The following is a 22,769-nucleotide window of genomic DNA, read 5'->3' as shown; positions in this document are numbered from 1 at the left end:
ACAACTTTTCCTACTTGACGACCGCTTAAACGCTCCAGCCTTCAGCTCTGGTACGCACTTTGCTATGTCCCAAGCGATGCGAGGGGATGGGCCGGCGACGGTAACACCCCCGTGTGGATAGAAAGGCTGTCATAGAACAGCTCATTGCGCCAATTGACCCAATAACAAGCCAACAAGGGTCGGATGCACCTCACAAGGGTGCGGTGCAATTCCGGCTCGGTACAACAAGAGCGATTTGGAGGTTGTTGATGAAGAGGTTGAAATCCACCCTGGCAGTCCTGACCGCTGCCACCGCACTGGGCAGCGTCGGTGTCGCCCAGGCCGGCGCTACTCTCGATGCGGTGACCAAGAAGGGCTTCGTCCAGTGTGGCGTGAGCGATGGCTTGCCAGGTTTCTCGGTGCCGGACAACACCGGCAAGATCGTCGGCATCGATGCCGATGTCTGCCGCGCCGTGGCCGCCGCTGTGTTCGGTGACGCCACCAAGGTCAAGTTCAGCCAGCTCAATGCCAAGGAGCGCTTCACCGCGCTGCAGTCCGGCGAGGTCGACGTGCTGTCGCGCAACACCACCTGGACCAGCTCGCGCGATGCCGGCATGGGCCTGCTGTTCACCGGCGTCACCTACTACGATGGCGTGGGCTTTCTGGTCAACAAGAAGCTCGGCGTCTCCAGCGCCAAGGAGCTCGATGGTGCGACCATCTGCATCCAGGCCGGTACCACCACCGAGCTGAACGTCTCCGACTACTTCCGCGCCAATGGCCTGAAGTACACCCCCATCACCTTCGACACCTCCGACGAGAGCGCCAAGTCGCTGGAGTCCGGGCGTTGCGACGTGCTGACCTCGGACAAGTCGCAGCTCTACGCGCAGCGTTCCAAGCTGGCCGCCCCGGCCGACTACGTGGTGCTGCCGGAAACCATCTCCAAGGAGCCCCTGGGCCCGGTGGTGCGCAAGGGTGACGAGGAGTGGTTCAACATCGTCAAGTGGACCCTGTTCGCCATGCTCAACGCCGAGGAAGCCGGCGTGACCTCGAAGAACGTCGAGGCCGAGGCCAAGTCCACCAAGAACCCCGACGTCGCCCGCCTGCTCGGCACCGACGGCGAGTACGGCAAGGACCTCAAGCTGCCCAAGGACTGGGTGGTACAGATCGTCAAGCAGGTCGGCAACTATGGCGAAGTGTTCGAGAAGAACCTGGGCCAGAGCACTGACCTGAAGATCGACCGCGGCATGAACGCCCTGTGGAACAACGGCGGCATCCAGTACGCGCCACCTGTGCGCTGATGGTTGCCTCCTGCGGCGGCATCCTGCCGCCGCAGGCTGTTCGATCCCTTCTTTGCGGGGCATTTCATGCACAATCAAATCGGCGCACCCAAGGGGTTTTCCCTGAGCGATCCACGTGTGCGCGCGTGGCTGTTCCAGGTCATCACGGTGGTTCTCGTGGTCGGCCTGGGCTGGTACCTGTTCCATAACACCCAGACCAACCTGCAGCACCGGGGCATCACCTCGGGCTTCGACTTCCTCGAACGCAGCGCCGGCTTCGGCATCGCCCAGCACCTGATTCCCTACGTGGAGTCGGACAGCTATGCGCGCGTGTTCGTCATCGGCCTGCTCAACACTTTGCTGGTGACCTTCATCGGCATCGTCCTGGCCACCTTTCTGGGCTTCGTCATCGGCGTGGCGCGGCTGTCGCCGAACTGGATGATCAACAAGCTGGCGACCGTGTACGTGGAGACCTTCCGCAACATCCCGCCCTTGCTGCAGATCCTGTTCTGGTACTTCGCCGTGTTCCTCACCCTGCCGGGGCCGCGGGGCAGCATCAACATCGACGACATGTTCTTCATCAGCAACCGTGGCCTGAACATGCCGGGCGCGTCCATGGCCGAGGGCTTCTGGCCGTTCGTCATCGCCCTGGTGGCGGCGATCGTCGCCATCGTGCTGATGGTGCGGCATGCCAACAAGCGTTTCGACGAAACCGGCGAGCCGTTCCACAAGTTCTGGGTCGGCCTGTTGCTGTTCTTCGGCATCCCCGGCGTGTGCGTGCTGCTGTTCGGCAGCCCGGTGCACTGGGAAGTGCCGCAGCTCAAGGGCTTCAACTTCGTCGGTGGCTGGGTGCTGATCCCGGAACTGCTGGCCCTGACCCTGGCGCTGACCATCTACACCGCGGCGTTCATCGCCGAGATCGTGCGCTCGGGTATCCGTTCGGTCAGCCATGGCCAGACCGAGGCTGCGCGTTCCCTCGGCCTACGCGAGGGGCCGACCCTGCGCAAGGTGATCATCCCCCAGGCCCTGCGGGTGATCGTGCCGCCGCTGACCAGCCAGTACCTGAACCTGGCGAAGAACTCGTCCCTGGCCGCCGGTATCGGCTACCCGGAGATGGTCTCGCTGTTCGCCGGTACCGTGCTCAACCAGACCGGCCAGGCCATCGAGGTGATCGCCATCACCATGAGTGTCTATCTCGCCATCAGCATCAGCATTTCCCTGCTGATGAACTGGTACAACAAGCGCATCGCGCTGATCGAGCGGTGAGGATACGCCCGTGACTGCCCATGTTTTCAAACCTGACATGCCGCCACCGGTCAAGACCGTCGGCGTGCTCGCCTGGATGCGGAGCAACCTGTTTTCCAACTGGCTCAACACCCTCCTGACCCTATTCGCCCTGTACCTGGTATGGCTGATCGTACCGCCGCTGGTGCAGTGGGCGTTCATCGATGCCAACTGGATCGGCACCACCCGCGCCGACTGCACCAAGGAGGGCGCCTGCTGGGTGTTCATCCAGCAGCGCTTCGGCCAGTTCATGTACGGCTACTACCCGGTGGAGTTGCGCTGGCGCGTCGACCTGACCGTGTGGCTCGCCGTGCTCGGCGCCGCGCCGCTGTTCATCCGGCGCTTCCCGCGCAAGGTGGCCTACGGCCTGGGCTTTCTGGTGCTGTACCCGATCCTTGCCTACACCCTGTTGCATGGCGGCCACCTGGGCCTGGAGACGGTGCCCACCAGCCAGTGGGGCGGCCTGATGCTGACCCTGGTGATCGCCACCGTCGGCATCGTCGGCGCCTTGCCCCTGGGCATCCTGCTGGCGCTGGGACGGCGCTCGAACCTGCCGGCGGTGAAGGTGGTCTGCGTCACCTTCATCGAGTTCTGGCGTGGCGTGCCGCTGATCACCGTGCTGTTCATGTCTTCGGTGATGCTGCCGCTGTTCCTGCCCGAAGGCATGAGCTTCGACAAGCTGTTGCGGGCGATGATCGGGGTGATCCTGTTCCAGTCGGCCTATATCGCCGAGGTGGTGCGCGGTGGCCTGCAGGCCATCCCCAAGGGCCAGTACGAAGCGGCCGCGGCCATGGGCCTGGGCTACTGGCGCGCCATGGGCCTGGTGATCCTGCCCCAGGCGCTGAAGCTGGTGATCCCTGGCATCGTCAACACCTTCATCGCACTGTTCAAGGACACCAGCCTGGTGATCATCATCGGCCTGTTCGACCTGCTCAACAGCGTCAAGCAGGCGGCTGCGGACCCGGCCTGGCTGGGCATGGCCACCGAGGGCTATGTGTTCGCCGCCCTGGTGTTCTGGATTTTCTGTTTCGGTATGTCCCGCTACTCCATGCACTTGGAGCGCAGGCTGGACACGGGCCACAAGCGTTAGGAGTTTCGAAATGAGTGAAGCGATCAAGCAGCCTGCAGGCCCGGAAGGCATCATCCAGATGCAGGGCGTGAACAAGTGGTACGGCCAGTTCCACGTGCTCAAGGACATCAACCTCAATGTGCGACAGGGCGAGCGCATCGTGCTGTGCGGGCCGTCCGGCTCGGGCAAGTCCACCACCATCCGCTGCCTCAACCGCCTGGAGGAACACCAGCAAGGGCGCATCGTGGTCGATGGCGTGGAGCTGACCAACGACCTCAAGCAGATCGAGGCGATCCGCCGCGAGGTGGGCATGGTGTTCCAGCATTTCAACCTGTTCCCGCACCTGAGCATCCTGGAGAACTGCACCCTGGCGCCGATGTGGGTGCGCAAGATGCCCCGGCGCCAGGCCGAGGAAATTGCCATGCACTACCTGGAGCGGGTGCGCATTCCCGAGCAGGCGCACAAGTACCCGGGGCAGTTGTCCGGTGGCCAGCAGCAGCGGGTGGCGATCGCTCGGGCGCTATGCATGAAGCCGAAGATCATGCTGTTCGACGAGCCGACTTCGGCGCTCGATCCGGAGATGGTCAAGGAAGTGCTCGATACCATGGTGGGGCTGGCCGAGGATGGCATGACCATGCTCTGCGTGACCCACGAGATGGGGTTTGCCCGCACCGTGGCGAACCGGGTGATCTTCATGGACAAGGGCGAGATCGTCGAGCAGGCCTCGCCGGATGACTTCTTCGATCGGCCGCGCAGCGATCGGACCAAGTTGTTCCTCAGCCAGATCCTGCATTGAGGCAGTTTGGGGTCGCTCTGCGGCCCCAGATGTCAGTTGAAGGTCCTGACTGGAGAGCAGGGCTTGCCCTGCGAACGGGCTGCAAGACAGCCCCCGGAATCGGTTTACTTCTCTTCCTTGGCCGTGATCGGTGCGGGCGGTGGTCGCAGCCCCACCTCGGCGATCAGCTTGAGCTGCTGACCATTGCGGATGACCTCGATCGCGACTTTCTCGTTGGGTTTGATCCGCGCCACCTGGTTCATCGACTTGCGCCCGTCGCCGGCCGGCTCGCCGTTGATGCTGAGGATCACGTCGCCCAGCTGCAGCCCTGCCCGTTGCGCCGGGCCATCGCGGAAAATCCCCGCCACGACGATGCCTGGGCGGCCCTCCATGCCGAACGACTCGGCCAGTTCCTGGCTCAGGGGTTGTACCTCGATGCCCAGCCAGCCACGGATCACCTGGCCATGCTCGATGATCGACTTCATCACCTCCAGGGCCAGCTTGACCGGGATGGCGAAGCCGATGCCCTGGGAGCCGCCGGACTTGGAGAAGATCGCCGTGTTGATGCCGATCAGGTTGCCGTTGGCATCGACCAGCGCGCCGCCGGAGTTGCCCGGGTTGATCGCAGCGTCGGTCTGGATGAAGTCCTCGTAGTTGTTCAGCCCCAGCTGGTTGCGGCCGGTGGCGCTGATGATGCCCATGGTCACGGTCTGGCCGACGCCGAAAGGGTTGCCGATGGCCAGGGACACGTCGCCGATGTGGATGTTGTCCGAGCGGCCGATGGTGATGGCCGGCAATTTCTTCAGGTCGATCTTGAGCACCGCCAGGTCCGTCTCCGGATCGCTGCCGATCACCCGCGCCAGGGTCTCGCGGCCGTCCTTGAGCGCCACCACGATCTGGTCGGCACCGCTGGTCACGTGGTTGTTGGTCAGCAGGTAGCCCTCGGGGCTCATGATCACCGCCGAACCCAGGCTCGACTCCCAGCGCCGCTGCTTGGGCAGGTTGTCGCCGAAGAAGCGGCGGAACTGCGGATCCTCGAACAGCGGATGGGCGCCCTTGTTCACCACCTTGGTGGTGTACAGGTTGGCGACCGCGGGGGCGGCCAGGGTCACGGCGTCGGCATAGGACACCGGGCCTTGCATGATCCGGGTGGTCTGCGGCGCCTGTTGCAGGTTGACGTCCTGGCTGGGCAGGCCGACCCACTGGGGAAAGCGCTGGATGATCAGCAGGGCGATCAGCACACCGGTAAGCAGGGGCCAGCCAAAGTAACGCAGAGCCTTGAGCATCGAATGAATCCTGGGAGTAGGGCGGGAGCGGCGTCAGCGCGGCCCGAGGGCGCGAGCGCGCGCGATCATACACCTGAACGGGTCGATCTGCGACGCTGCGGCAGCGGCCTTCGCGGGCCTGTGCGCAAAACGGCCTCGCTACCTTGCCCCCAGGCGTCTGCCACCGGTTTCCCCGAGGCCTGCGACGGCCCATAATGGCGGCCATTATACGGGCGTTGTTCCCGATGAATGTGCAGATTTCGAGGAGATTTTCATGGCCGTCGCCCTGAGCACCTTGGTCGAGGAAGCCGAGCGCTACCTGGCCAGCGCCAAGATCCAGGATTACTGCCCCAACGGCCTGCAGGTCGAGGGGCGCCCGCAGGTCAGCCGTATCGTCAGCGGGGTCACCGCCAGCCAGGCGCTGCTGGATGCGGCGGTAGAGGCCGAGGCCGACCTGGTGCTGGTGCACCATGGTTATTTCTGGAAGGGCGAGAGCCCGTGCATCACCGGCATGAAGCAGCGCCGGATCAAGACCCTGCTCAAGCACGACATCAGCCTGTTGGCCTTCCACCTGCCGCTGGACGTGCACCCCGAGGTGGGCAACAACGTGCAGCTGGCGCGCCAGCTGGACATCACCGTCGAAGGCCCGCTGGACCCGGAGAACCCCCGGGTGGTCGGGTTGGTGGGCTCGCTGGCCGAGCCAATGTCGGCGCGGGATTTCGCTCGCCGCGTGCAGGAGGCCATGGGCCGCGAGCCGCTGTTGGTGGAAGGCGACGGGGTGATCCGTCGGGTCGGCTGGTGCACCGGCGGTGGCCAGGGCTACATCGACGATGCCATCGCCGCCGGGGTCGACCTGTTCCTCAGCGGCGAGGCCTCCGAGCAGACCTTCCACAGCGCCCGTGAGAACGGCGTCAGCTTCATCGCCGCCGGGCACCATGCCACCGAGCGCTATGGGGTGCAGGCGCTGGGCGACTACCTGGCCCGGCGGTTCGCCGTGGAGCATCTGTTCATCGATTGCCCGAATCCGATCTGATGGCCTGAGCGGGGCTGTTGCGGCGTGCCACGGCCCCGATTTCATCCCAAACCCCCAGTCATATGGTTAGATTGTTTCGATCTAGCAGCCCTCCTAAATAGAATCAGGCGCTGTGATAAAGTGGCTCGCTCGAACACGGCCCGCTGGCCGTCCATAAGATCGTTTTTCGTGAGTAGCCATGGTCGACAAACTGACGCACTTGAAACAGCTGGAGGCGGAAAGCATCCACATCATCCGCGAGGTGGCCGCCGAGTTCGACAACCCGGTGATGCTGTACTCGATCGGCAAGGATTCCGCCGTGATGCTGCACCTGGCGCGCAAGGCTTTCTTCCCGGGCAAGCTGCCGTTTCCGGTGATGCATGTCGACACCCAGTGGAAGTTCCAGGAGATGTATCGCTTCCGCGACAAGATGGTCGAGGAAATGGGACTGGAGTTGATCACCCACGTCAACCCCGAGGGCGTGGCGCAGGGTATCAACCCGTTCACCCATGGCAGCTCCAAGCACACCGACATCATGAAGACCCAGGGCCTGAAGCAGGCGCTGGACAAGTACGGCTTCGACGCCGCATTCGGTGGCGCGCGCCGCGACGAGGAGAAGTCGCGGGCCAAGGAGCGCGTCTACTCGTTCCGCGACAGCAAGCATCGCTGGGACCCGAAGAACCAGCGTCCGGAGCTGTGGAACATCTACAACGGCAAGGTCAACAAGGGCGAGTCGATCCGCGTCTTCCCGCTGTCGAACTGGACCGAGCTGGACATCTGGCAGTACATCTACCTCGAAGGCATCCCGATCGTGCCGCTGTACTTCGCCGCCGAGCGTGACGTCATCGAGAAGAACGGCACCCTGATCATGATCGATGACGAGCGCATCCTCGAACACCTCAGCGACGAGGAGAAGGCACGCATCGTCAAGAAGAAGGTGCGTTTCCGTACCCTCGGCTGCTACCCGTTGACGGGCGCTGTCGAGTCGGAGGCCGAAACGCTCACCGACATCATTCAGGAAATGCTCCTGACGCGCACTTCCGAGCGCCAGGGCCGAGTCATCGACCACGATGGCGCCGGTTCCATGGAAGACAAGAAACGTCAGGGCTACTTCTAATTTTCAGGGTTACTCCATGTCGCACCAATCCGATTTGATCAGCGAAGATATCCTCGCTTATCTCGCTCAACACGAGCGCAAAGAACTGCTGCGTTTCCTCACCTGCGGTAACGTGGATGACGGCAAGAGCACCCTGATCGGGCGCCTGCTGCACGACTCGAAGATGATCTACGAGGACCACCTCGAGGCCATCACCCGCGACTCGAAGAAAGTCGGCACCACCGGCGAAGACGTGGACCTGGCGCTGCTGGTCGACGGCCTGCAGGCCGAGCGCGAGCAGGGCATCACCATCGATGTCGCCTACCGCTACTTCTCCACCGCCAAGCGCAAGTTCATCATCGCCGACACCCCGGGCCACGAGCAGTACACCCGCAACATGGCCACCGGTGCCTCGACGTGCGACCTGGCGATCATCCTGGTCGATGCCCGCTACGGCGTGCAGACCCAGACTCGCCGGCACAGCTTCATCGCCTCCCTGCTGGGCATCAAGCATATCGTCGTCGCGGTCAACAAGATGGACCTCAAGGACTTCGACCAGCAAGTGTTCGAGTCGATCAAGGCCGACTACCTGACGTTCGCCGAAGGCATCAACCTCAAGCCATCGAGCCTGCACTTCGTGCCGATGTCGGCGCTCAAGGGCGACAACGTGGTCAACCGCAGCGAGCGTTCGCCGTGGTACACCGGCCCTGCGCTGATGGAGATCCTCGAGACCGTGGAAGTGGCGGCCGACCGTAACTTCACCGACCTGCGCTTCCCGGTGCAGTACGTCAACCGCCCGAACCTGAACTTCCGTGGCTTCGCCGGCACCATCGCCAGTGGCGTCGTGCACAAAGGCGACGACATCGTCGTGCTGCCGTCGGGCAAGAGCAGCCGGGTCAAGTCCATCGTCACCTTCGAGGGCGAGCTGGAGCACGCCGGCCCCGGCCAGGCCGTGACCCTGACCATGGAAGACGAGATCGACATCTCCCGTGGCGACCTGCTGGTGCATGCCGACAACGTGCCGCCGGTGACCGACCAGTTCGACGCCATGCTGGTGTGGATGGCCGAGGAGCCGATGCTCCCGGGCAAGAAGTACGACATCAAGCGTGCCACCAGCTACGTGCCGGGTTCTATCGCCAGCATCACCCACAAGGTCGATGTGAACACCCTGGAGCAGGGCGCGGCCAGTGCCCTGCAACTGAACGAGATCGGCCGGGTCAAGGTCAGCCTGGACGCCGCCATCGCCCTGGACGGCTATGACAGCAACCGCACCACCGGTGCGTTCATCGTCATCGACCGCCTGACCAACGGCACCGTCGGCGCCGGCATGATCATCGCCCCGCCGGTACTGCCGCACGGCAGCACCGGCCACCATGGCAAGCTGGCCCACGTTTCCACCGAGGAACGTGCCCTGCGCTTTGGCCAGCAGCCGGCGACCGTGCTGTTCAGCGGCCTGTCCGGCGCCGGCAAGAGCACCCTGGCCTATGCCGTGGAGCGCAAGCTGTTCGACATGGGTCGTGCGGTCTACGTGCTCGACGGCCAGAACCTGCGCCATGACCTGAACAAGGGCCTGCCACAGGACCGTGCCGGTCGCACCGAGAACTGGCGCCGCGCCGCCCATGTGGCGCGCCAGTTCAACGAAGCTGGCCTGCTGACCCTGGCCGCGTTCGTCGCTCCGGATGCCGAAGGCCGCGAACAGGCCAAGGCACTGATCGGCAAGGAGCGCCTGGTGACCGTCTACGTCCAGGCCTCGCCACAGGCTTGCCGCGAACGCGACCCGCAGGGCCTGTACGCCGCCGCTGGCGATAACATCCCGGGCGAGAGCTTCCCGTACGATGTACCGCTGGATGCGGACCTGGTGATCGACACCCAGACCACCAGCGTGGAGGAAGGCGTGAAGCAGGTGTTGGAGGTACTGCGTCAGCGTGGTGCGCTCTGAGGCTGCATGAGGAACGCTTGCGGAAGTTTTGTACTGTGCCTTTCGTTCAGGCAGCCAGGCACCCTGAGCGAGCTGGTCATCCGGCCAGCGAATCGTTAAGGAGTCTTACTATGCAAGCGCAAGCAGCTCTGAAGTACACCGCCCTGGACATCCGCCATAACGGCGGTGACGACGAGGAAAACGGTCACTCGTGGCGTAAGCCTTGACCTGAAAGAAGAAAGCCCTGCTTCGGCAGGGCTTTCTATTTCTGCATCCTCATCGTCCATTGGCTGACGGAAGTCTGCACCAATCTCGATGCTCAACTGTCGTTCGGGGCGCGAAGCAGTCCTGGGATCCGAAGTGAGCCGCGTCATGGTGAAGCACGAAGCTTGCAGAGCCCAGATGAATATCTCCATCATGTACTATTGGCGCGAGGCCATTCTTTTTCATCCGGCGTAAGCTCCTCTCAGGGAATTGCTTAGAAAGCTCAGGATCATTTGCAACGGCTTTCCAGAACCTCCTTCGGAAAGCGTCGAAACTCCGGAATTTTGCACCTTTGAGAAGCTCGCAATATGCGATGGTATTGGCGCGCCCTCTCCGCGAGTGGTTTCTCCAAGCCAAATCCCTGTTACCTTCTCGCCGACTCCTACAGCGCTCCCAGGCTCGAACCGTGGGCTTCTGAATACCACCAGAATCGGCGGTAACCCTCTGAGAGGCGAGAGTGGGCAGACTATTGGTAATGATTGAGTCGCGCTTGCTTCCCCGGCTTGACGCTCTCGTCAGGCACTCTCAAATATGCTTCTCCGACACTGGAATCACCCGCCGTTCCTTCACCGCCTTGTACGAAAAGCTCGAATAGATCTCCTTCACCCCCGGCAATGACTGCAGCACTTCCCGCGCGAACGCCCCGAACGACTCCAGGTCCCGCGCCAGGATCTCCAGCAGAAAGTCATACCGCCCGGAGATGTTGTGGCAGGCGACGATCTCGGGAATCTCCATCAGCCGCTGTTCGAAGGCGCGGGCCACGTCCTTGGTGTGGGTTTCCATCATGATGCTGACGAAGGCGGTGACGCCGAAGCCCAGGGACTTGGGCGAGAGAATGGCCTGGTAGCCGGTGATGTAGCCGTTGTCTTCCAGCAGCTTGACTCGCCGCCAGCAGGGCGAGGTGGTCAGGGCGACCTGGTCGGCCAGTTCGGAAACGGTGAGGCGGGCGTTGTCCTGCAGGGCGGCGAGCAGGGCGCGATCGGTGCGGTCGAGGCTCGAAGGCATGGTTTGCCCTCCTGGTTCTGTATTTGTTGTTTTCATTCCAAAAGATGCGCCATCGCGTGGGCAACTTTGGAAAAAACCGGGTAGGTCGGTGGCATAAGCTTATAACAAACCACCAGAGACTGTTGCCATGCGCGACTCCAACAACAACAGCGGTTTTTCCACACGGGCCATCCACCACGGCTATGACCCGCTCTCCCATGGTGGTGCGCTGGTACCGCCGGTGTACCAGACCGCTACCTATGCCTTCCCCACCGTCGAGTACGGTGCCGCCTGTTTCGCCGGCGAAGAGGGCGGGCACTTCTACAGCCGCATCTCCAACCCGACCCTGGCCCTGCTGGAACAACGCATGGCCTCGCTGGAAGGAGGGGAAGCCGGGTTGGCCCTGGCGTCGGGAATGGGTGCCATCACCTCGACACTGTGGACCCTGCTGCGCCCAGGTGATGAGTTGATCGTCGGGCGTACCTTGTACGGCTGCACCTTCGCCTACCTGCACCACGGCATCGGCGAGTTCGGTGTCAAGATCAAGCACGTCGACCTCAACGACCTGAAGGCACTGAAGGCGGCCATCACGCCAAGGACGCGGATGATCTACTTCGAAACCCCAGCCAACCCCAACATGCAACTGGTGGATATCGCCGCCGTGGCCGACGCCGTCCGTGGCCAGGATATCCAGGTGGTGGTCGACAACACCTACTGCACCCCGTACCTGCAGCGCCCACTGGAACTGGGGGCCGACCTGGTGGTGCATTCGGCGACCAAGTACCTGGGCGGCCACGGGGACATCACTGCCGGCCTGGTGGTGGGGCGCAAGGCGCTACTGGATCGCATCCGCCTGGAAGGGCTCAAGGACATGACCGGTGCGGTTCTTTCGCCCCACGATGCCGCGTTGCTGATGCGTGGCATCAAGACCCTGGCCCTGCGCATGGACCGCCACTGCGGCAATGCCCAGCAGGCGGCCGAGTTCCTGGCGCGCCAACCCCAGGTGGAACTGATCCATTACCCGGGCCTGCCGGCCTTCGCCCAGTACGCACTGGCCCGGCGGCAGATGCGCCTACCGGGCGGGATGATCGCCTTCGAGCTCAAGGGCGGGATCGAGGCCGGGCGGCGCTTCATGAACGCCCTGCAACTGTTCAGCCGGGCGGTGAGCCTGGGCGATGCCGAGTCGCTGGCGCAGCACCCGGCGAGCATGACCCATTCCAGCTATACCCCTGAGGAGCGGGCTCATCACGGGATTTCCGAAGGTTTGGTGCGCTTGTCGGTGGGTCTGGAAGACATCGAGGACCTGCTTGCCGATATTGCCCAGGCACTGAAGGCCTGTGCCTGATGAACCTGCAGCGGAATTGGACGCGATGATGAACGCCAACGAGCCGTTGACGCCTCAGGGCGAAGACCTGGACAGTGACCCGGCGGAAACCGCCGAGTGGTGCGAGGCGCTCGAATCGACCCTGGCCCACTGTGGCCCGGCGCGGGCGCGCTATTTGCTGCAGCGGCTGCAGGCCCATGCCTTGGAACTGGGCCTGGCGCGCGAAGCCCAGCCGTTTTCCGCCTACCGCAACACCTTGCCGGTGGAGCAGCAGGGCACCTATCCCGGCGATCTGGAGCTCGATGAGCACATCACCAGCATCCTGCGCTGGAATGCGTTGGCCATGGTGGTCCGGGCCAATCACGCCTATGGCGAGCTGGGTGGGCATATCGCCAGTTATGCCTCGGCGGCGGAGATCTTCGAGGTGGGCTTCCAGCACTTCTTCCGTGGCGAAGGTGACGGCGCACGACGCACCGGTGACCTGGTGTTCTTCCAGCCCCATTCGGCACCGGGCATTTATGCCCGGGCGTTTCTCGAAGGGCGTTTGAGCGAAGAGCAACTGGGTAATTATCGCCAGGAGGTCGCAGGCGACGGCCTGTGCTCCTATCCACACCCCTGGCTGATGCCCGGGTTCTGGCAGTTCCCCACCGGCTCCATGGGCATCGGGCCGCTCAATGCCATCTACCAGGCGCGCTTCATGCGTTACCTGCAGCATCGTGGCCTGCTCGACACATCCGCACGGCATGTCTGGGGCGTGTTCGGCGACGGTGAGATGGACGAGCCGGAGTCGATCGCCGGTCTGACCCTGGCCGCGCGGGAAGGCCTGGACAACCTGACGTTCATCGTCAACTGCAACCTGCAGCGCCTGGACGGCCCGGTGCGCGGCAATGGCCAGATCATCCAGGAGCTGGAAGCCTTGTTCAGCGGGGCCGGCTGGAACGTGATCAAGGTGCTCTGGGGCTCGGAATGGGATGCGCTGTTCGCTCGCGACCACGAACACGCGCTGCTGCGCCAGTTGGCCGCGACCCCGGATGGGCAGTTCCAGACCCTCGGCGCCAAGGACGGCACCTACAACCTGGAGCACTTCTTCAACCAGCATCCGGCCTTGCAGCGCCTGGTGGCGCACATGAACTGCGACGAGATCAATACCCTCAAGCGCGGCGGTCACGATTTTCGCAAGCTGCATGCGGCCTATGCAGCAGCCAAGGCTTGCAAGGGACGGCCGACGGTGATCCTGGCCAAGACCAAGAAGGGCTATGGCATGAGCAGTGCCGGCGAGTCGCGAATGACCGCGCACCAGGCCAAGAAGCTCGACGTCCAGGCGTTGTTGGCGTTTCGCGACCGCTTCCACTTGCCTCTCTCCGACGAGGCGGTGGAGCAGTTGCGCTTCTACCGCCCGGCCGAGGACAGCCCAGAGATGGTCTACCTGCGCCAGCGTCGCGCGGCGCTCGGCGGGCCGTTGCCGGTGCGGCGCACGGACTGCCGGCCGCTGGCGCTGCCAAGCCTGGAGGATTGCGCAGGCTTCGCCCTGCAGGCCGACAACAAGGAGATGTCCACCACCATGGCGGCCGTGCGCCTGCTCGGCCATTGGCTCAAGGCACCGCAACTGGGGCCTCGGGTGGTGCCGATCGTCGCCGACGAGGCGCGCACCTTCGGCATGGCCAGCCTGTTTCGCCAGATCGGCATCTACTCGGCCTGCGGCCAGCGCTACGAGCCCGAGGACGCCGGTTCGCTGCTGACCTACAAGGAGGCCCGCGACGGCCAGTTGCTGGAGGAGGGTATCACCGAGGCCGGGGCGATCTCGTCATGGATCGCGGCGGCGACGGCCTATGCGGTGCACGGCGAGCCGATGCTGCCGGTGTACATCTACTACTCGATGTTCGGCTTCCAGCGGGTCGGCGACCTGATCTGGGCCGCCGCCGACCAGCGCGCCCGTGGCCTGTTGCTGGGGGCGACCGCCGGGCGCACCACCCTGGGAGGCGAAGGCCTGCAGCACCAGGATGGCTCCAGCCTGGTGATGGCGGCCCTGGTGCCCAACTGCCGGGCCTGGGACCCGTGTTTCGCCGGCGAGTTGGCGGTGATCCTCGACCATGCGGCACGGCGCATGCTGGTGGAGCAGCGCGACGAGTTCCACTATGTGGCGGTGATGAACGAAAACTATCCACAACCGTCGTTGCCGGAGACGGTACGGGACGATGTGCTGCGCGGCATGTACCGCGTCGCCCGGCAGCAGGCCTTGCAACCACGGGGCCGGGTGCGTTTGCTGGGGTCGGGAGCGATCCTGCGCGAGGTGATCGCTGCCAGCGAGTTGCTGGCCCTCGAATGGCAGGTCGACAGCGAGGTGTTCAGCGTCACCAGTTTCAGCGAGTTGGCGCGCCAGGCGCGAGATGTGCAGCGGGCGGCGATGCAAGGCAAGGGGGATGAAGAAGACTGCCATGTGCGCCGCTGCCTGCAGGGGGATGCGCCAGTGATTGCCGCCAGCGACTATGCGCGGGCCTGGCCGCAGTTGATCGCCGAGTATGTGCAGGCGCCCTACATGACGCTGGGGACCGATGGCTTCGGGCGTAGCGATACGCGTCAGCAGTTGCGGCGGTTCTTCGAGGTGGATCGCTACAGCGTGGTGTTGGCGGCGCTCTACAGCCTGGTGCGGCAGGGGCGGTTGGGCGAGGAGGTGCTGGAGCAGGCGCGGGGGCGGTATCAGGTGGAGCAGGTCGATGCACCTTGGTATCGGTGATCGAGCCCTGATTCGTGCGCACCACAAGCTCCTGTGGCAGCCGGCTTGCCGGCGATGGGGCGCGAAGCGGCGCAAATGGCGGCTGTAAAACCTTGGTCGACTGACATGAGGGCTTGCCCGCGAGTGGGCCAGGGCAGGCGAGCAGCCCTAAAAAAGGCCTCTTACGAGGCCTTCTGCATTCCAGTCATTTCAACGCTTGAGCCCGTAGCTCTCATCGAGCATGCCCGGTGAGTTCGGCGACTTGGGCGCATAGTCGCGCGGCACTTCGGCGGTGTCCTTCGGTGGCGTCAGGCGATCGCGAGGCCCCTGGGCCGCTTCGGAGTGCAGGGCCGCCAGCAGGCGCTGGCGGGTCAGCTCGTCGAGGGCCAGGCGGTTGGCGCCGTCGGCCAGGTGGTCCTGGACGTCCTGGTAGCTCTGGGTCAGTTTCTTGACCAGCGCGGCAGTGCTGTTGAAGTGGGTCACCACTTCGTTCTGGTAGTTGTCGAAACGCTGCTGGATGTCGTCCAGCTGGCGTTGGGTGCTGCTCGGCGCGGCGTTGGGCAACAGGCGGGCCACCACGAAGCCGACCACCACGCCGACGACCAGGGCCAGGGTCGGCAACAACCAAACAAGGAGCGAGAGTTCCACGAGTCCTTCCTCTATAAACGGCTTTGCTTTACGTTAACGGCTCAGACCTGCGCTGTATACCGCGAGCGATCGCAAATATTTCAGAACAGAATTCCTCAGCTAGACGAGTCGACCCACCCCCGGGTCACGGAGTAGTGCCTTGCTTATCCGCGAAACCCCCTTGTTCATCGATGGCCCCAGCGGCCAGCTGGAAGCCTTGTACCTGGACGTGGCCGATGCCCGTGGTGCCGTGCTGATCTGCCACCCCAACCCGGTCCAGGGCGGCACCATGCTCAACAAGGTGGTCTCGACCCTGCAACGCACCGCCCGCGATGCCGGCTACGTCACCCTGCGCTTCAACTACCGCGGCGTCGGCCAGAGCGCCGGCAGCCACGACATGGGCGCCGGCGAGGTGGCCGATGCCCAGGCTGCCGCGGCCTGGCTGCGGGCCAAGCACCCCGAACTGCCCCTGGTGCTGATGGGCTTCTCCTTCGGTGGTTTCGTCGCAGCCAGCCTGGCCGGACGCCTGGAGGCCGACGCGGTGCAACTGCAGCACCTGTTCATGATCGCCCCGGCGGTGATGCGCCTGAACGAGCAGTTCCCGCTGCCGCAGCGTTGCCCGCTGACGGTGGTGCAGCCGGACGCCGACGAAGTCGTCGATCCGCCGTTGGTCTACGAATGGTCCGACACCCTGTCGCGCCCCCATGAGCTGCTGAAAGTGGCAGAATGCGGACACTTCTTCCATGGCAAGCTGACCGATCTGAAGGATCTGGTGCTGCCGCGTCTTTCGAACTGAGCCTAGCCTGATCAAGCGATAACCCATGACTACGCGTATCCTCACCGGTATCACCACCACCGGCACCCCGCACCTGGGCAACTACGCCGGCGCCATCCGCCCGGCGATCCTCGCCAGCCAGCAGCCCGGCGCCGACTCGTTCTACTTCCTGGCCGACTACCATGCCCTGATCAAGTGCGACGACCCGCTGCGCATCCAGCGCTCGCGCCTGGAAATCGCCGCCACCTGGTTGGCCGGCGGCCTGGACCCGGACAAGGTGACCTTCTACCGCCAGTCCGACATCCCCGAGATCCCCGAGCTGACCTGGCTGCTGACCTGCGTCAGCGCCAAGGGCCTGCTCAACCGCGCCCATGCCTACAAGGCCTCGGTGGACAAGAACCTGGAAAACGGCGAAGACCCGGACGCCGGCGTGACCATGGGCCTGTACAGCTACCCGGTGCTGATGGCCGCCGACATCCTGATGTTCAACGCCCACAAGGTGCCGGTCGGCCGCGACCAGATCCAGCACGTGGAGATGGCCCGCGATATCGGCCAGCGTTTCAATCACCTGTTCGGCCAGGGCAAGGACTTCTTCGTCCTGCCCGAGGCGGTGATCGAGGAAAGCGTGGCGACCCTGCCGGGCCTGGACGGTCGCAAGATGTCCAAGAGCTACGACAACACCATCCCGTTGTTCACCAGCGCCAAGGACATGAAGGATGCCATCTCGCGCATCGTCACCGACTCGCGCGCACCCGGCGAGCCGAAAGACCCGGACAATTCGCACCTGTTCACCCTGTTCCAGGCCTTCTCCACGCCGGCGCAGGCCGCCGGGTTCCGTGAAGAGCTGCTCCAGGGCCTGGGCTGGGGCGAGGCCAAGCAGCGCCTGTTCCAACTGCTCGACGACCAACTGGGCGAGGCCCGCGAGCGCTATCACCAGTTGATCGCCCGGCCCTCCGACCTGGAAGACATCCTCCTGGCCGGCGCCGCCAAGGCGCGCAAGACCGCCACGCCGTTCCTCGAGCAACTGCGCGAGGCCGTGGGCCTGCGTTCGTTCCGCGCCATCGTGCAGGCCGGCAGCGAAGTGAAGAAGAAGGCCGCCAAGAGCGCCCGCTTCGTCAGCTTCCGCGACGACGACGGCAGCTTCCGTTTCCGCCTGCTGGCCGCCGATGGCGAGCAGTTGCTGCTGTCGCGCCGCTTCGCCGACGGCAAGAGCGCAGGCGTGGTGAGCAAGCAATTGCAACAGGGGGGCGAGGCCGACGTGCGTGTCGAAGGCCTGGGCTTCTCCCTGTGGCTCGATGGCGAACAGGTTGCCGACGGGCCGCAGTTCGCCGACGCCGAGGCGCGCGATGCGGCCATCCAGAGCCTGCGCGCCGCGCTGCAACCCCAGCAGGACTGAGGCATTTCGCCGCAAGTCTGATTGCCATTATGCGGGCCGGTCGCTACAGTGACGGCCCGCTTTTTGTTACCTCGCTAACGAATTATGACGCCCCTAGAACGATATCAAGCAGATCTCAAACGTCCCGACTTCTTCCATGACGCGGCACAGGAAACGGCGGTGCGTCACCTGCAGCGCCTGTACGACGATCTGCTGGCGGCGCAGAACAACAGGCCGGGCGTGTTCGGCAAGCTGTTCGGCAAGAAGGAACAGGCGCCGGTCAAGGGCCTGTATTTCTGGGGCGGGGTCGGCCGGGGCAAGACCTACCTGGTGGACACCTTCTTCGAGGCGCTGCCGTTCAAGCAGAAGATGCGCACCCACTTCCACCGCTTCATGAAGCGTGTGCACGAGGAAATGAAATCGCTCAAGGGCGAGAAGAACCCGCTGACCATCATCGCCAAGCGTTTCTCCGAGGAAGCCAAGGTGATCTGCTTCGATGAGTTCTTCGTCTCCGACATCACCGACGCGATGATCCTCGGCACCCTGATGGAAGAGCTGTTCAAGAACGGCGTGACCCTGGTGGCCACTTCCAACATCGTCCCCGACGGCCTGTACAAGGATGGCCTGCAGCGTGCGCGCTTCCTGCCGGCCATCGCCCTGATCAAGCAGAACACCGAAGTGGTCAACGTCGACAGCGGGGTCGACTACCGCCTGCGTCACCTGGAGCAGGCCGAGCTGTACCACTATCCGCTCGACGACGCGGCGCACGAAAGCCTGCGCCAGAGTTTCAAGGCATTGACGCCGGAGTGCACCCAGGCCGTCGAGAATGACGTGCTGGTGATCGAGAACCGCGAGATCCAGGCCGTGCGCACCTGCGACGACGTCGCCTGGTTCGACTTCCGTGCCCTGTGCGACGGCCCGCGCAGCCAGAACGACTACATCGAGCTGGGCAAGATCTTCCACGCCGTGCTGCTGAGCAATGTCGAGCAGATGGGTGTGACCACCGACGACATCGCCCGCCGTTTCATCAACATGGTGGATGAGTTCTACGACCGCAACGTCAAGCTGATCATCTCGGCCGAAGTGGAGCTCAAGGACCTGTACACCGGCGGGCGCCTGAGCTTCGAGTTCCAGCGCACCCTGAGCCGCCTGCTGGAGATGCAGTCCCACGAGTTCCTGTCACGGGCGCACAAGCCCTGACGGGCAACTTCGAGCTTCAAGCTTCAAGAAAAAGCCAGAGCAGCCGTGCGCTGTTCTGGCTTTTGCTTTTTCTTGCGGCTTGTAGCTTGCAGTTGTGTATCAGGCCTCCTGCATGAACTGCTGCCGATACTGGTTCGGCGACAGCTCGGTGTGCTGGCGGAACAGGCGGGCAAAGAAGCTGGCGTCGTCGTAGCCCACTTCGTAGCTGATGGTCTTGATGCTCTTGCGCGTGCTCGAGAGCAGGCCCTTGGCCGTCTCGATGCGCAGGCGCTGCAAGTAGTGCAAGGGCTTGTCGCCGGTGGCGCTCTGGAAGCGACGCATGAAGTTGCGGATGCTCATGCCGTGGTTGCGGGCCACGTCCTCGAAGCGGAACTTGTCGGCGAAGTGCTCCTCCAGCCAGTGCTGGATCTGCAGGATGATCAGGTCCTGGTGCAGCTTCTGCCCGCCGAAGCCCATGCGCCCTGGGGTGTAGCTGCGCTGCACTTCGTAGAGGATGTCGCGGGCCACGGCGCGGGCGACGTTGGCCCCGCAGAAACGCTCGATCAGGTAGATGTACAGGTCGCAGGCCGAGGTGGTGCCGCCGGCGCAATAGAGGTTGTCGGCGTCGGTCAGGTGCTTGTCCTGGTTCAGGCGTACCTTGGGGAAGCGCTCGGCGAAACTGTCGAAGAAGCGCCAGTAGGTGGTCGCTTCCTTGCCGTCGAGCAGGCCGGCCTCGGCCAGCCAGAACACCCCACTGGCCTCGCCGCAGAGCACGGCGCCACGGGCATGCTGTTCGCGCAGCCAGGGCAGGACCTGGGGATAGCGTTGCTGGAGGTTGTCGAAGTCGTCCCAGAAGGCCGGGAGGATGATCACGTCGGCATCGTCCAGGCCGCCGTCGACCGGCACCTGCACATTGCTGAAGCTGTCCACTGGCTGGCCGTCGGGGCTGACCAGGTGGATATCGAACATCGGTTGCAGGCCCAGCCCCAGTTGCTTGCTGTAGCGCAGGCTGGCCAGGTGGAAGAAGTCCTTGGCCTGCATGAGGGTCGAGGCGAACACCTTGTCGATGGCCAGGATGCTGACGCGACGCAGGGACGCGGAGGGTTGGGTAAACATCATTGTCATTGTTCTTATAGGGTAGAGTGGTCAATCACCGGCTGGATCGTCTTATGTTTTTCGGCTAGCTGCAAGCTGTCAGCGGCAAGCGGCAGGAAAAAAGCAGGCCGGCGTAGCCCGTCAGTCAAGCGACATGGGGCGCGAAGCGGCCCCAAATGGCGGTGGGAAGTCTTCACTGACTGGCATTGGGGCGGCACGGTCTGCTTTTTCTTGCCGCTGATAACTTGTCGCTGGGCTCAGGGCGCAGGGTTGGGCTGCTCCTGGTGGATCGCCTCGATCGCCGCCAGCAACTCGTCACTGAGGTTCAAGGCCAGGCTGTCCAGGTTGCTTTGCAGTTGCTCCACGCAGGTCGCGCCAATGATGTTGCTGGTCACGAACGGCTGGCGGGTGACGAAGGCCAGGGCCATCTGCGCCGGGTCCAGGCCATGCTCGCGGGCCAGCTGGACATAACGGCTGCAGGCCGCCACGGTCTGCGGGTTGGAATAGCGGGCGAAGCGGCTGAACAGGGTCAGGCGTGCTTTCTCCGGTCGAGCGCCATTCTCGTACTTGCCCGACAGCATGCCGAAGGCCAGCGGCGAGTAGGCCAGCAGGCCGCACTGCTCGCGGATCGCCACCTCCGCCAGGCCCACCTCGAAGCTGCGGTTGAGCAGGTTGTAGGGGTTCTGGATCGACACCGCGCGCGGCCAGCCCCGGCTTTCTGCCAGGTGCAGGAACTTCATGGTGCCCCACGGGGTTTCGTTGGACAGGCCGATGTGCCGGATCTTGCCCGCACGCACCTGTTCGTCGAGCACCTCGAGGGTCTCTTCCAGTGGGGTGAAATGGTCCTGGGGCAGGTGCTGGTAGCCCAGCTTGCCGAAGAAGTTGGTGCTGCGCTCGGGCCAGTGCAACTGGTACAGGTCGATGCGGTCGGTCTGCAGGCGCTTGAGGCTTTCGTCCAGCGCGGCGACGATGTGCTGGCGGTTGTGCTTGAGCTGGCCGTCGCGGATGTGGCTGATGCCGTTGCCCGGGCCGGCGACCTTGCTGGCCAGGATCCAGTCGTCGCGGTCGCCGTGGCGGGCGAACCAGTTGCCGATGATGCGCTCGGTGGCGGCGTAGGTCTCGGGGCGTGGCGGTACCGGGTACATCTCGGCGGTGTCGATGAAGTTGACCCCGTTGGCCTTGGCCAGGGCGATCTGGGCGAAGGCCTCGTCCTGGTCGTTCTGCTCGCCCCAGGTCATGGTGCCCAGGCACAGGGCGCTGACGTTCAGGTCGGTTCGGCCGAGCTGGCGGTATTCCATGGGTGACGGTCTCCCTGGTCAAATAAGGCCATCAAAGCAGGTTGAAATTTTTTCCGCAATCTGGATAATCCTGCCCCTCTGCGCACGGTGGAAGTGATGCACCGCCGGGCAGCGAGGAACCCTAGCCGGATATTGGATGCGCCGACCCGAGCCCCCAATAGCGTCCGTATGCGGCTGCGCGCTTGACTTGTCAAGTGGTGCACTATCCAGTAAGATTCGCCGTCTTATTTTCGCTGGGCGGCCTCTGAGGCTTTAAAGAATGAAAACTTTTACTGCTAAACCGGAAACAGTAAAGCGCGACTGGTACGTAGTTGACGCCGCTGGTCAGACCCTGGGTCGTCTGGCTACCGAAATCGCTCGTCGCCTGCGTGGCAAGCACAAGCCAGAATACACCCCTCACGTTGACACCGGCGACTACATCGTCGTCATCAACGCCGAGCAGGTACGTGTCACTGGTGCCAAGACTTCGGACAAGATGTACTACTCCCACTCCGGTTTCCCGGGCGGTATCAAGGAAATCAACTTCGAGAAGTTGATCGCCAAGGCCCCTGAGCGTGTCATCGAGACCGCGGTCAAAGGCATGCTGCCTAAGAACCCGCTGGGTCGCGACATGTACCGTAAGCTGAAAGTCTATGCGGGTGCAGCTCACCCTCACACTGCTCAGCAGCCTCAAGAACTGAAGATTTAACGGAATAGTTCATTATGTCGGCGACTCAAAATTACGGCACTGGCCGTCGCAAGACCGCAACCGCTCGCGTTTTCCTGCGTCCGGGCACTGGCAACATCTCCATCAACAACCGTCCTCTGGACACCTTCTTCGGCCGCGAAACCGCTCGTATGGTTGTTCGCCAGCCGCTGGAGCTGACCGAGACCGTTGAAAAGTTCGACATCTACGTCACCGTCGTCGGTGGTGGTGTCAGCGGCCAGGCCGGTGCGATCCGTCACGGTATCACCCGCGCCCTGATGGACTACGACGAGTCCCTGCGTGGCGCCCTGCGCCGTGCTGGCTACGTCACCCGCGACGCTCGTGAAGTCGAGCGTAAGAAAGTGGGTCTGCGTAAAGCGCGTAAGCGTCCTCAGTACTCCAAGCGTTAATTTCGCTTCGGCAGTCGAAGAAGCCCGGTTCCTTTTGGAGCCGGGCTTTTTTTATGGCTTGGACTAACCTGTCAGCATGTCAGTGACAACTTGCCGCATAGACGCAGATCAAGCAAAGCGAGGGTTGCAGCCCGCCTGGGGGGTAATCACCTTGTCAGTGTGTGGATTTGTTCCTTACCATTGCGGCCAATTTTTAGTGCCACAGACATTACCTAAGTAGAGGCCTGATCCAACAGGCCAAGCAAGCTGATGGGAGAGGACTGAATGAGCAATGACGGCGTCAACGCAGGCCGGCGCGACTTCAGGGCGGAAGGTCGGCGAGCAGCCCAGGTGGGTGCACAGGCCGACGAGGACAAGGATCTCGG

At 63.6% G+C, this 22,769-nt stretch carries 19 protein-coding genes and 2 pseudogenes; 14 read left to right on the top strand and 7 right to left on the bottom strand.

What is annotated here, in order from left to right:
* Positions 1 to 248 precede the first annotated feature (248 nt).
* From WCE05_RS18485 to WCE05_RS18470, 4 genes are all read left to right on the top strand, one after another.
* On the top strand, positions 249 to 1,277 hold the full coding sequence (locus tag WCE05_RS18485; RefSeq protein WP_225789428.1) for an amino acid ABC transporter substrate-binding protein: 1,029 nt from the start codon (positions 249 to 251) through the stop codon (positions 1,275 to 1,277).
* Positions 1,278 to 1,343: 66 nt separating this feature from the next.
* Positions 1,344 to 2,522: an amino acid ABC transporter permease gene (locus tag WCE05_RS18480; RefSeq protein ID WP_225789427.1), complete on the top strand. Its 1,179-nt coding sequence runs from the start codon at positions 1,344 to 1,346 to the stop codon at positions 2,520 to 2,522.
* 10 nt (positions 2,523 to 2,532) lie between these two features.
* Positions 2,533 to 3,630 (top strand): amino acid ABC transporter permease, encoded by a 1,098-nt coding sequence (locus WCE05_RS18475; protein WP_225789426.1) that lies wholly within the window; start codon positions 2,533 to 2,535, stop codon positions 3,628 to 3,630.
* A 10-nt stretch (positions 3,631 to 3,640) separates the two neighbouring features.
* Positions 3,641 to 4,405, top strand: coding sequence for an amino acid ABC transporter ATP-binding protein (locus WCE05_RS18470; protein ID WP_368816276.1), 765 nt, complete (start codon positions 3,641 to 3,643; stop codon positions 4,403 to 4,405).
* Between the two features lie 104 nt (positions 4,406 to 4,509).
* Here the strand turns inward: WCE05_RS18470 and algW are convergent, their stop codons facing one another.
* Positions 4,510 to 5,670, bottom strand: coding sequence for a Do family serine endopeptidase AlgW (algW, locus tag WCE05_RS18465; RefSeq protein WP_225789424.1), 1,161 nt, complete (start codon positions 5,668 to 5,670; stop codon positions 4,510 to 4,512).
* Positions 5,671 to 5,923: 253 nt separating this feature from the next.
* Between algW and WCE05_RS18460 the strand changes: the two genes are divergently transcribed.
* The 3 genes from WCE05_RS18460 to cysN all read left to right on the top strand — a co-directional run bounded on the left by WCE05_RS18460 (position 5,924) and on the right by cysN (position 9,696).
* Positions 5,924 to 6,682, top strand: a complete 759-nt coding sequence (locus WCE05_RS18460) for a Nif3-like dinuclear metal center hexameric protein (RefSeq protein ID WP_225789423.1) — start codon at positions 5,924 to 5,926, stop codon at positions 6,680 to 6,682.
* A gap of 178 nt (positions 6,683 to 6,860) precedes the next feature.
* Positions 6,861 to 7,778, top strand: a complete 918-nt coding sequence (cysD, locus tag WCE05_RS18455; protein WP_225789422.1) for a sulfate adenylyltransferase subunit CysD — start codon at positions 6,861 to 6,863, stop codon at positions 7,776 to 7,778.
* 16 nt (positions 7,779 to 7,794) lie between these two features.
* The gene (gene cysN / locus WCE05_RS18450) at positions 7,795 to 9,696 is read left to right on the top strand and encodes a sulfate adenylyltransferase subunit CysN (RefSeq protein WP_225789421.1); all 1,902 of its coding nucleotides are present in this window, start codon (positions 7,795 to 7,797) and stop codon (positions 9,694 to 9,696) included.
* A 255-nt stretch (positions 9,697 to 9,951) separates the two neighbouring features.
* Here the strand turns inward: cysN and WCE05_RS18445 are convergent.
* Positions 9,952 to 10,364: pseudogene (locus tag WCE05_RS18445) on the bottom strand (hypothetical protein).
* Between the two features lie 100 nt (positions 10,365 to 10,464).
* Positions 10,465 to 10,944, bottom strand: a complete 480-nt coding sequence (locus WCE05_RS18440) for an Lrp/AsnC family transcriptional regulator (RefSeq protein ID WP_225789418.1) — start codon at positions 10,942 to 10,944, stop codon at positions 10,465 to 10,467.
* A gap of 127 nt (positions 10,945 to 11,071) precedes the next feature.
* On the opposite strand from WCE05_RS18440, the gene WCE05_RS18435 reads away from it, so the two are divergent.
* Positions 11,072 to 12,268, top strand: coding sequence for a methionine gamma-lyase (locus WCE05_RS18435; protein ID WP_225789417.1), 1,197 nt, complete (start codon positions 11,072 to 11,074; stop codon positions 12,266 to 12,268).
* 28 nt (positions 12,269 to 12,296) lie between these two features.
* On the top strand, positions 12,297 to 14,981 hold the full coding sequence (gene mdeB, locus WCE05_RS18430) for an alpha-ketoglutarate dehydrogenase (RefSeq protein ID WP_368816289.1): 2,685 nt from the start codon (positions 12,297 to 12,299) through the stop codon (positions 14,979 to 14,981).
* A 189-nt stretch (positions 14,982 to 15,170) separates the two neighbouring features.
* On the opposite strand, the gene WCE05_RS18425 is transcribed toward mdeB, so the two are convergent.
* The gene (locus WCE05_RS18425) at positions 15,171 to 15,608 is read right to left on the bottom strand and encodes a YhcB family protein (RefSeq protein ID WP_225789416.1); all 438 of its coding nucleotides are present in this window, start codon (positions 15,606 to 15,608) and stop codon (positions 15,171 to 15,173) included.
* 139 nt (positions 15,609 to 15,747) lie between these two features.
* Here WCE05_RS18425 and WCE05_RS18420 point away from each other — a divergent pair, with 139 nt between their 5' ends.
* The 3 genes from WCE05_RS18420 to zapE all read left to right on the top strand — a co-directional run bounded on the left by WCE05_RS18420 (position 15,748) and on the right by zapE (position 18,937).
* Positions 15,748 to 16,383 (top strand): alpha/beta hydrolase, encoded by a 636-nt coding sequence (locus tag WCE05_RS18420; RefSeq protein ID WP_225789415.1) that lies wholly within the window; start codon positions 15,748 to 15,750, stop codon positions 16,381 to 16,383.
* 25 nt (positions 16,384 to 16,408) lie between these two features.
* A complete protein-coding gene (locus WCE05_RS18415; RefSeq protein ID WP_225789414.1) occupies positions 16,409 to 17,758 on the top strand; it encodes a tryptophan--tRNA ligase in 1,350 nt (449 codons plus the stop codon).
* Between the two features lie 84 nt (positions 17,759 to 17,842).
* Positions 17,843 to 18,937 carry a cell division protein ZapE gene (gene zapE, locus WCE05_RS18410; RefSeq protein WP_225789413.1) on the top strand — a complete coding sequence of 365 codons (1,095 nt, stop codon included), beginning with the start codon at positions 17,843 to 17,845 and terminating at the stop codon, positions 18,935 to 18,937.
* A 99-nt stretch (positions 18,938 to 19,036) separates the two neighbouring features.
* Here the strand turns inward: zapE and WCE05_RS18405 are convergent, their stop codons facing one another.
* Positions 19,037 to 19,933: a GlxA family transcriptional regulator gene (locus tag WCE05_RS18405; RefSeq protein ID WP_225789505.1), complete on the bottom strand. Its 897-nt coding sequence runs from the start codon at positions 19,931 to 19,933 to the stop codon at positions 19,037 to 19,039.
* A 335-nt stretch (positions 19,934 to 20,268) separates the two neighbouring features.
* The gene (locus WCE05_RS18400; protein ID WP_225789412.1) at positions 20,269 to 21,309 is read right to left on the bottom strand and encodes an NADP(H)-dependent aldo-keto reductase; all 1,041 of its coding nucleotides are present in this window, start codon (positions 21,307 to 21,309) and stop codon (positions 20,269 to 20,271) included.
* 259 nt (positions 21,310 to 21,568) lie between these two features.
* Between WCE05_RS18400 and rplM the strand changes: the two genes are divergently transcribed.
* Both rplM and rpsI read left to right on the top strand, forming a co-directional pair.
* Entirely contained in the window at positions 21,569 to 21,997 is a 429-nt protein-coding gene (gene rplM, locus WCE05_RS18395) for a 50S ribosomal protein L13 (protein WP_225789411.1), read from the top strand.
* Positions 21,998 to 22,011: 14 nt separating this feature from the next.
* On the top strand, positions 22,012 to 22,404 hold the full coding sequence (gene rpsI / locus WCE05_RS18390) for a 30S ribosomal protein S9 (protein ID WP_225789410.1): 393 nt from the start codon (positions 22,012 to 22,014) through the stop codon (positions 22,402 to 22,404).
* A gap of 288 nt (positions 22,405 to 22,692) precedes the next feature.
* Here rpsI and WCE05_RS18385 read toward each other — a convergent pair.
* Positions 22,693 to 22,769: pseudogene (locus WCE05_RS18385) on the bottom strand (ubiquinol-cytochrome c reductase iron-sulfur subunit); the annotation flags it as partial.

The organism is Pseudomonas sp. I2, from assembly GCF_040984075.1.
GTDB classification, from domain to species: Bacteria; Pseudomonadota; Gammaproteobacteria; order Pseudomonadales; family Pseudomonadaceae; genus Aquipseudomonas; species Aquipseudomonas guariconensis_B.
This window is presented reverse-complemented; position numbering and strand designations above follow the sequence as displayed.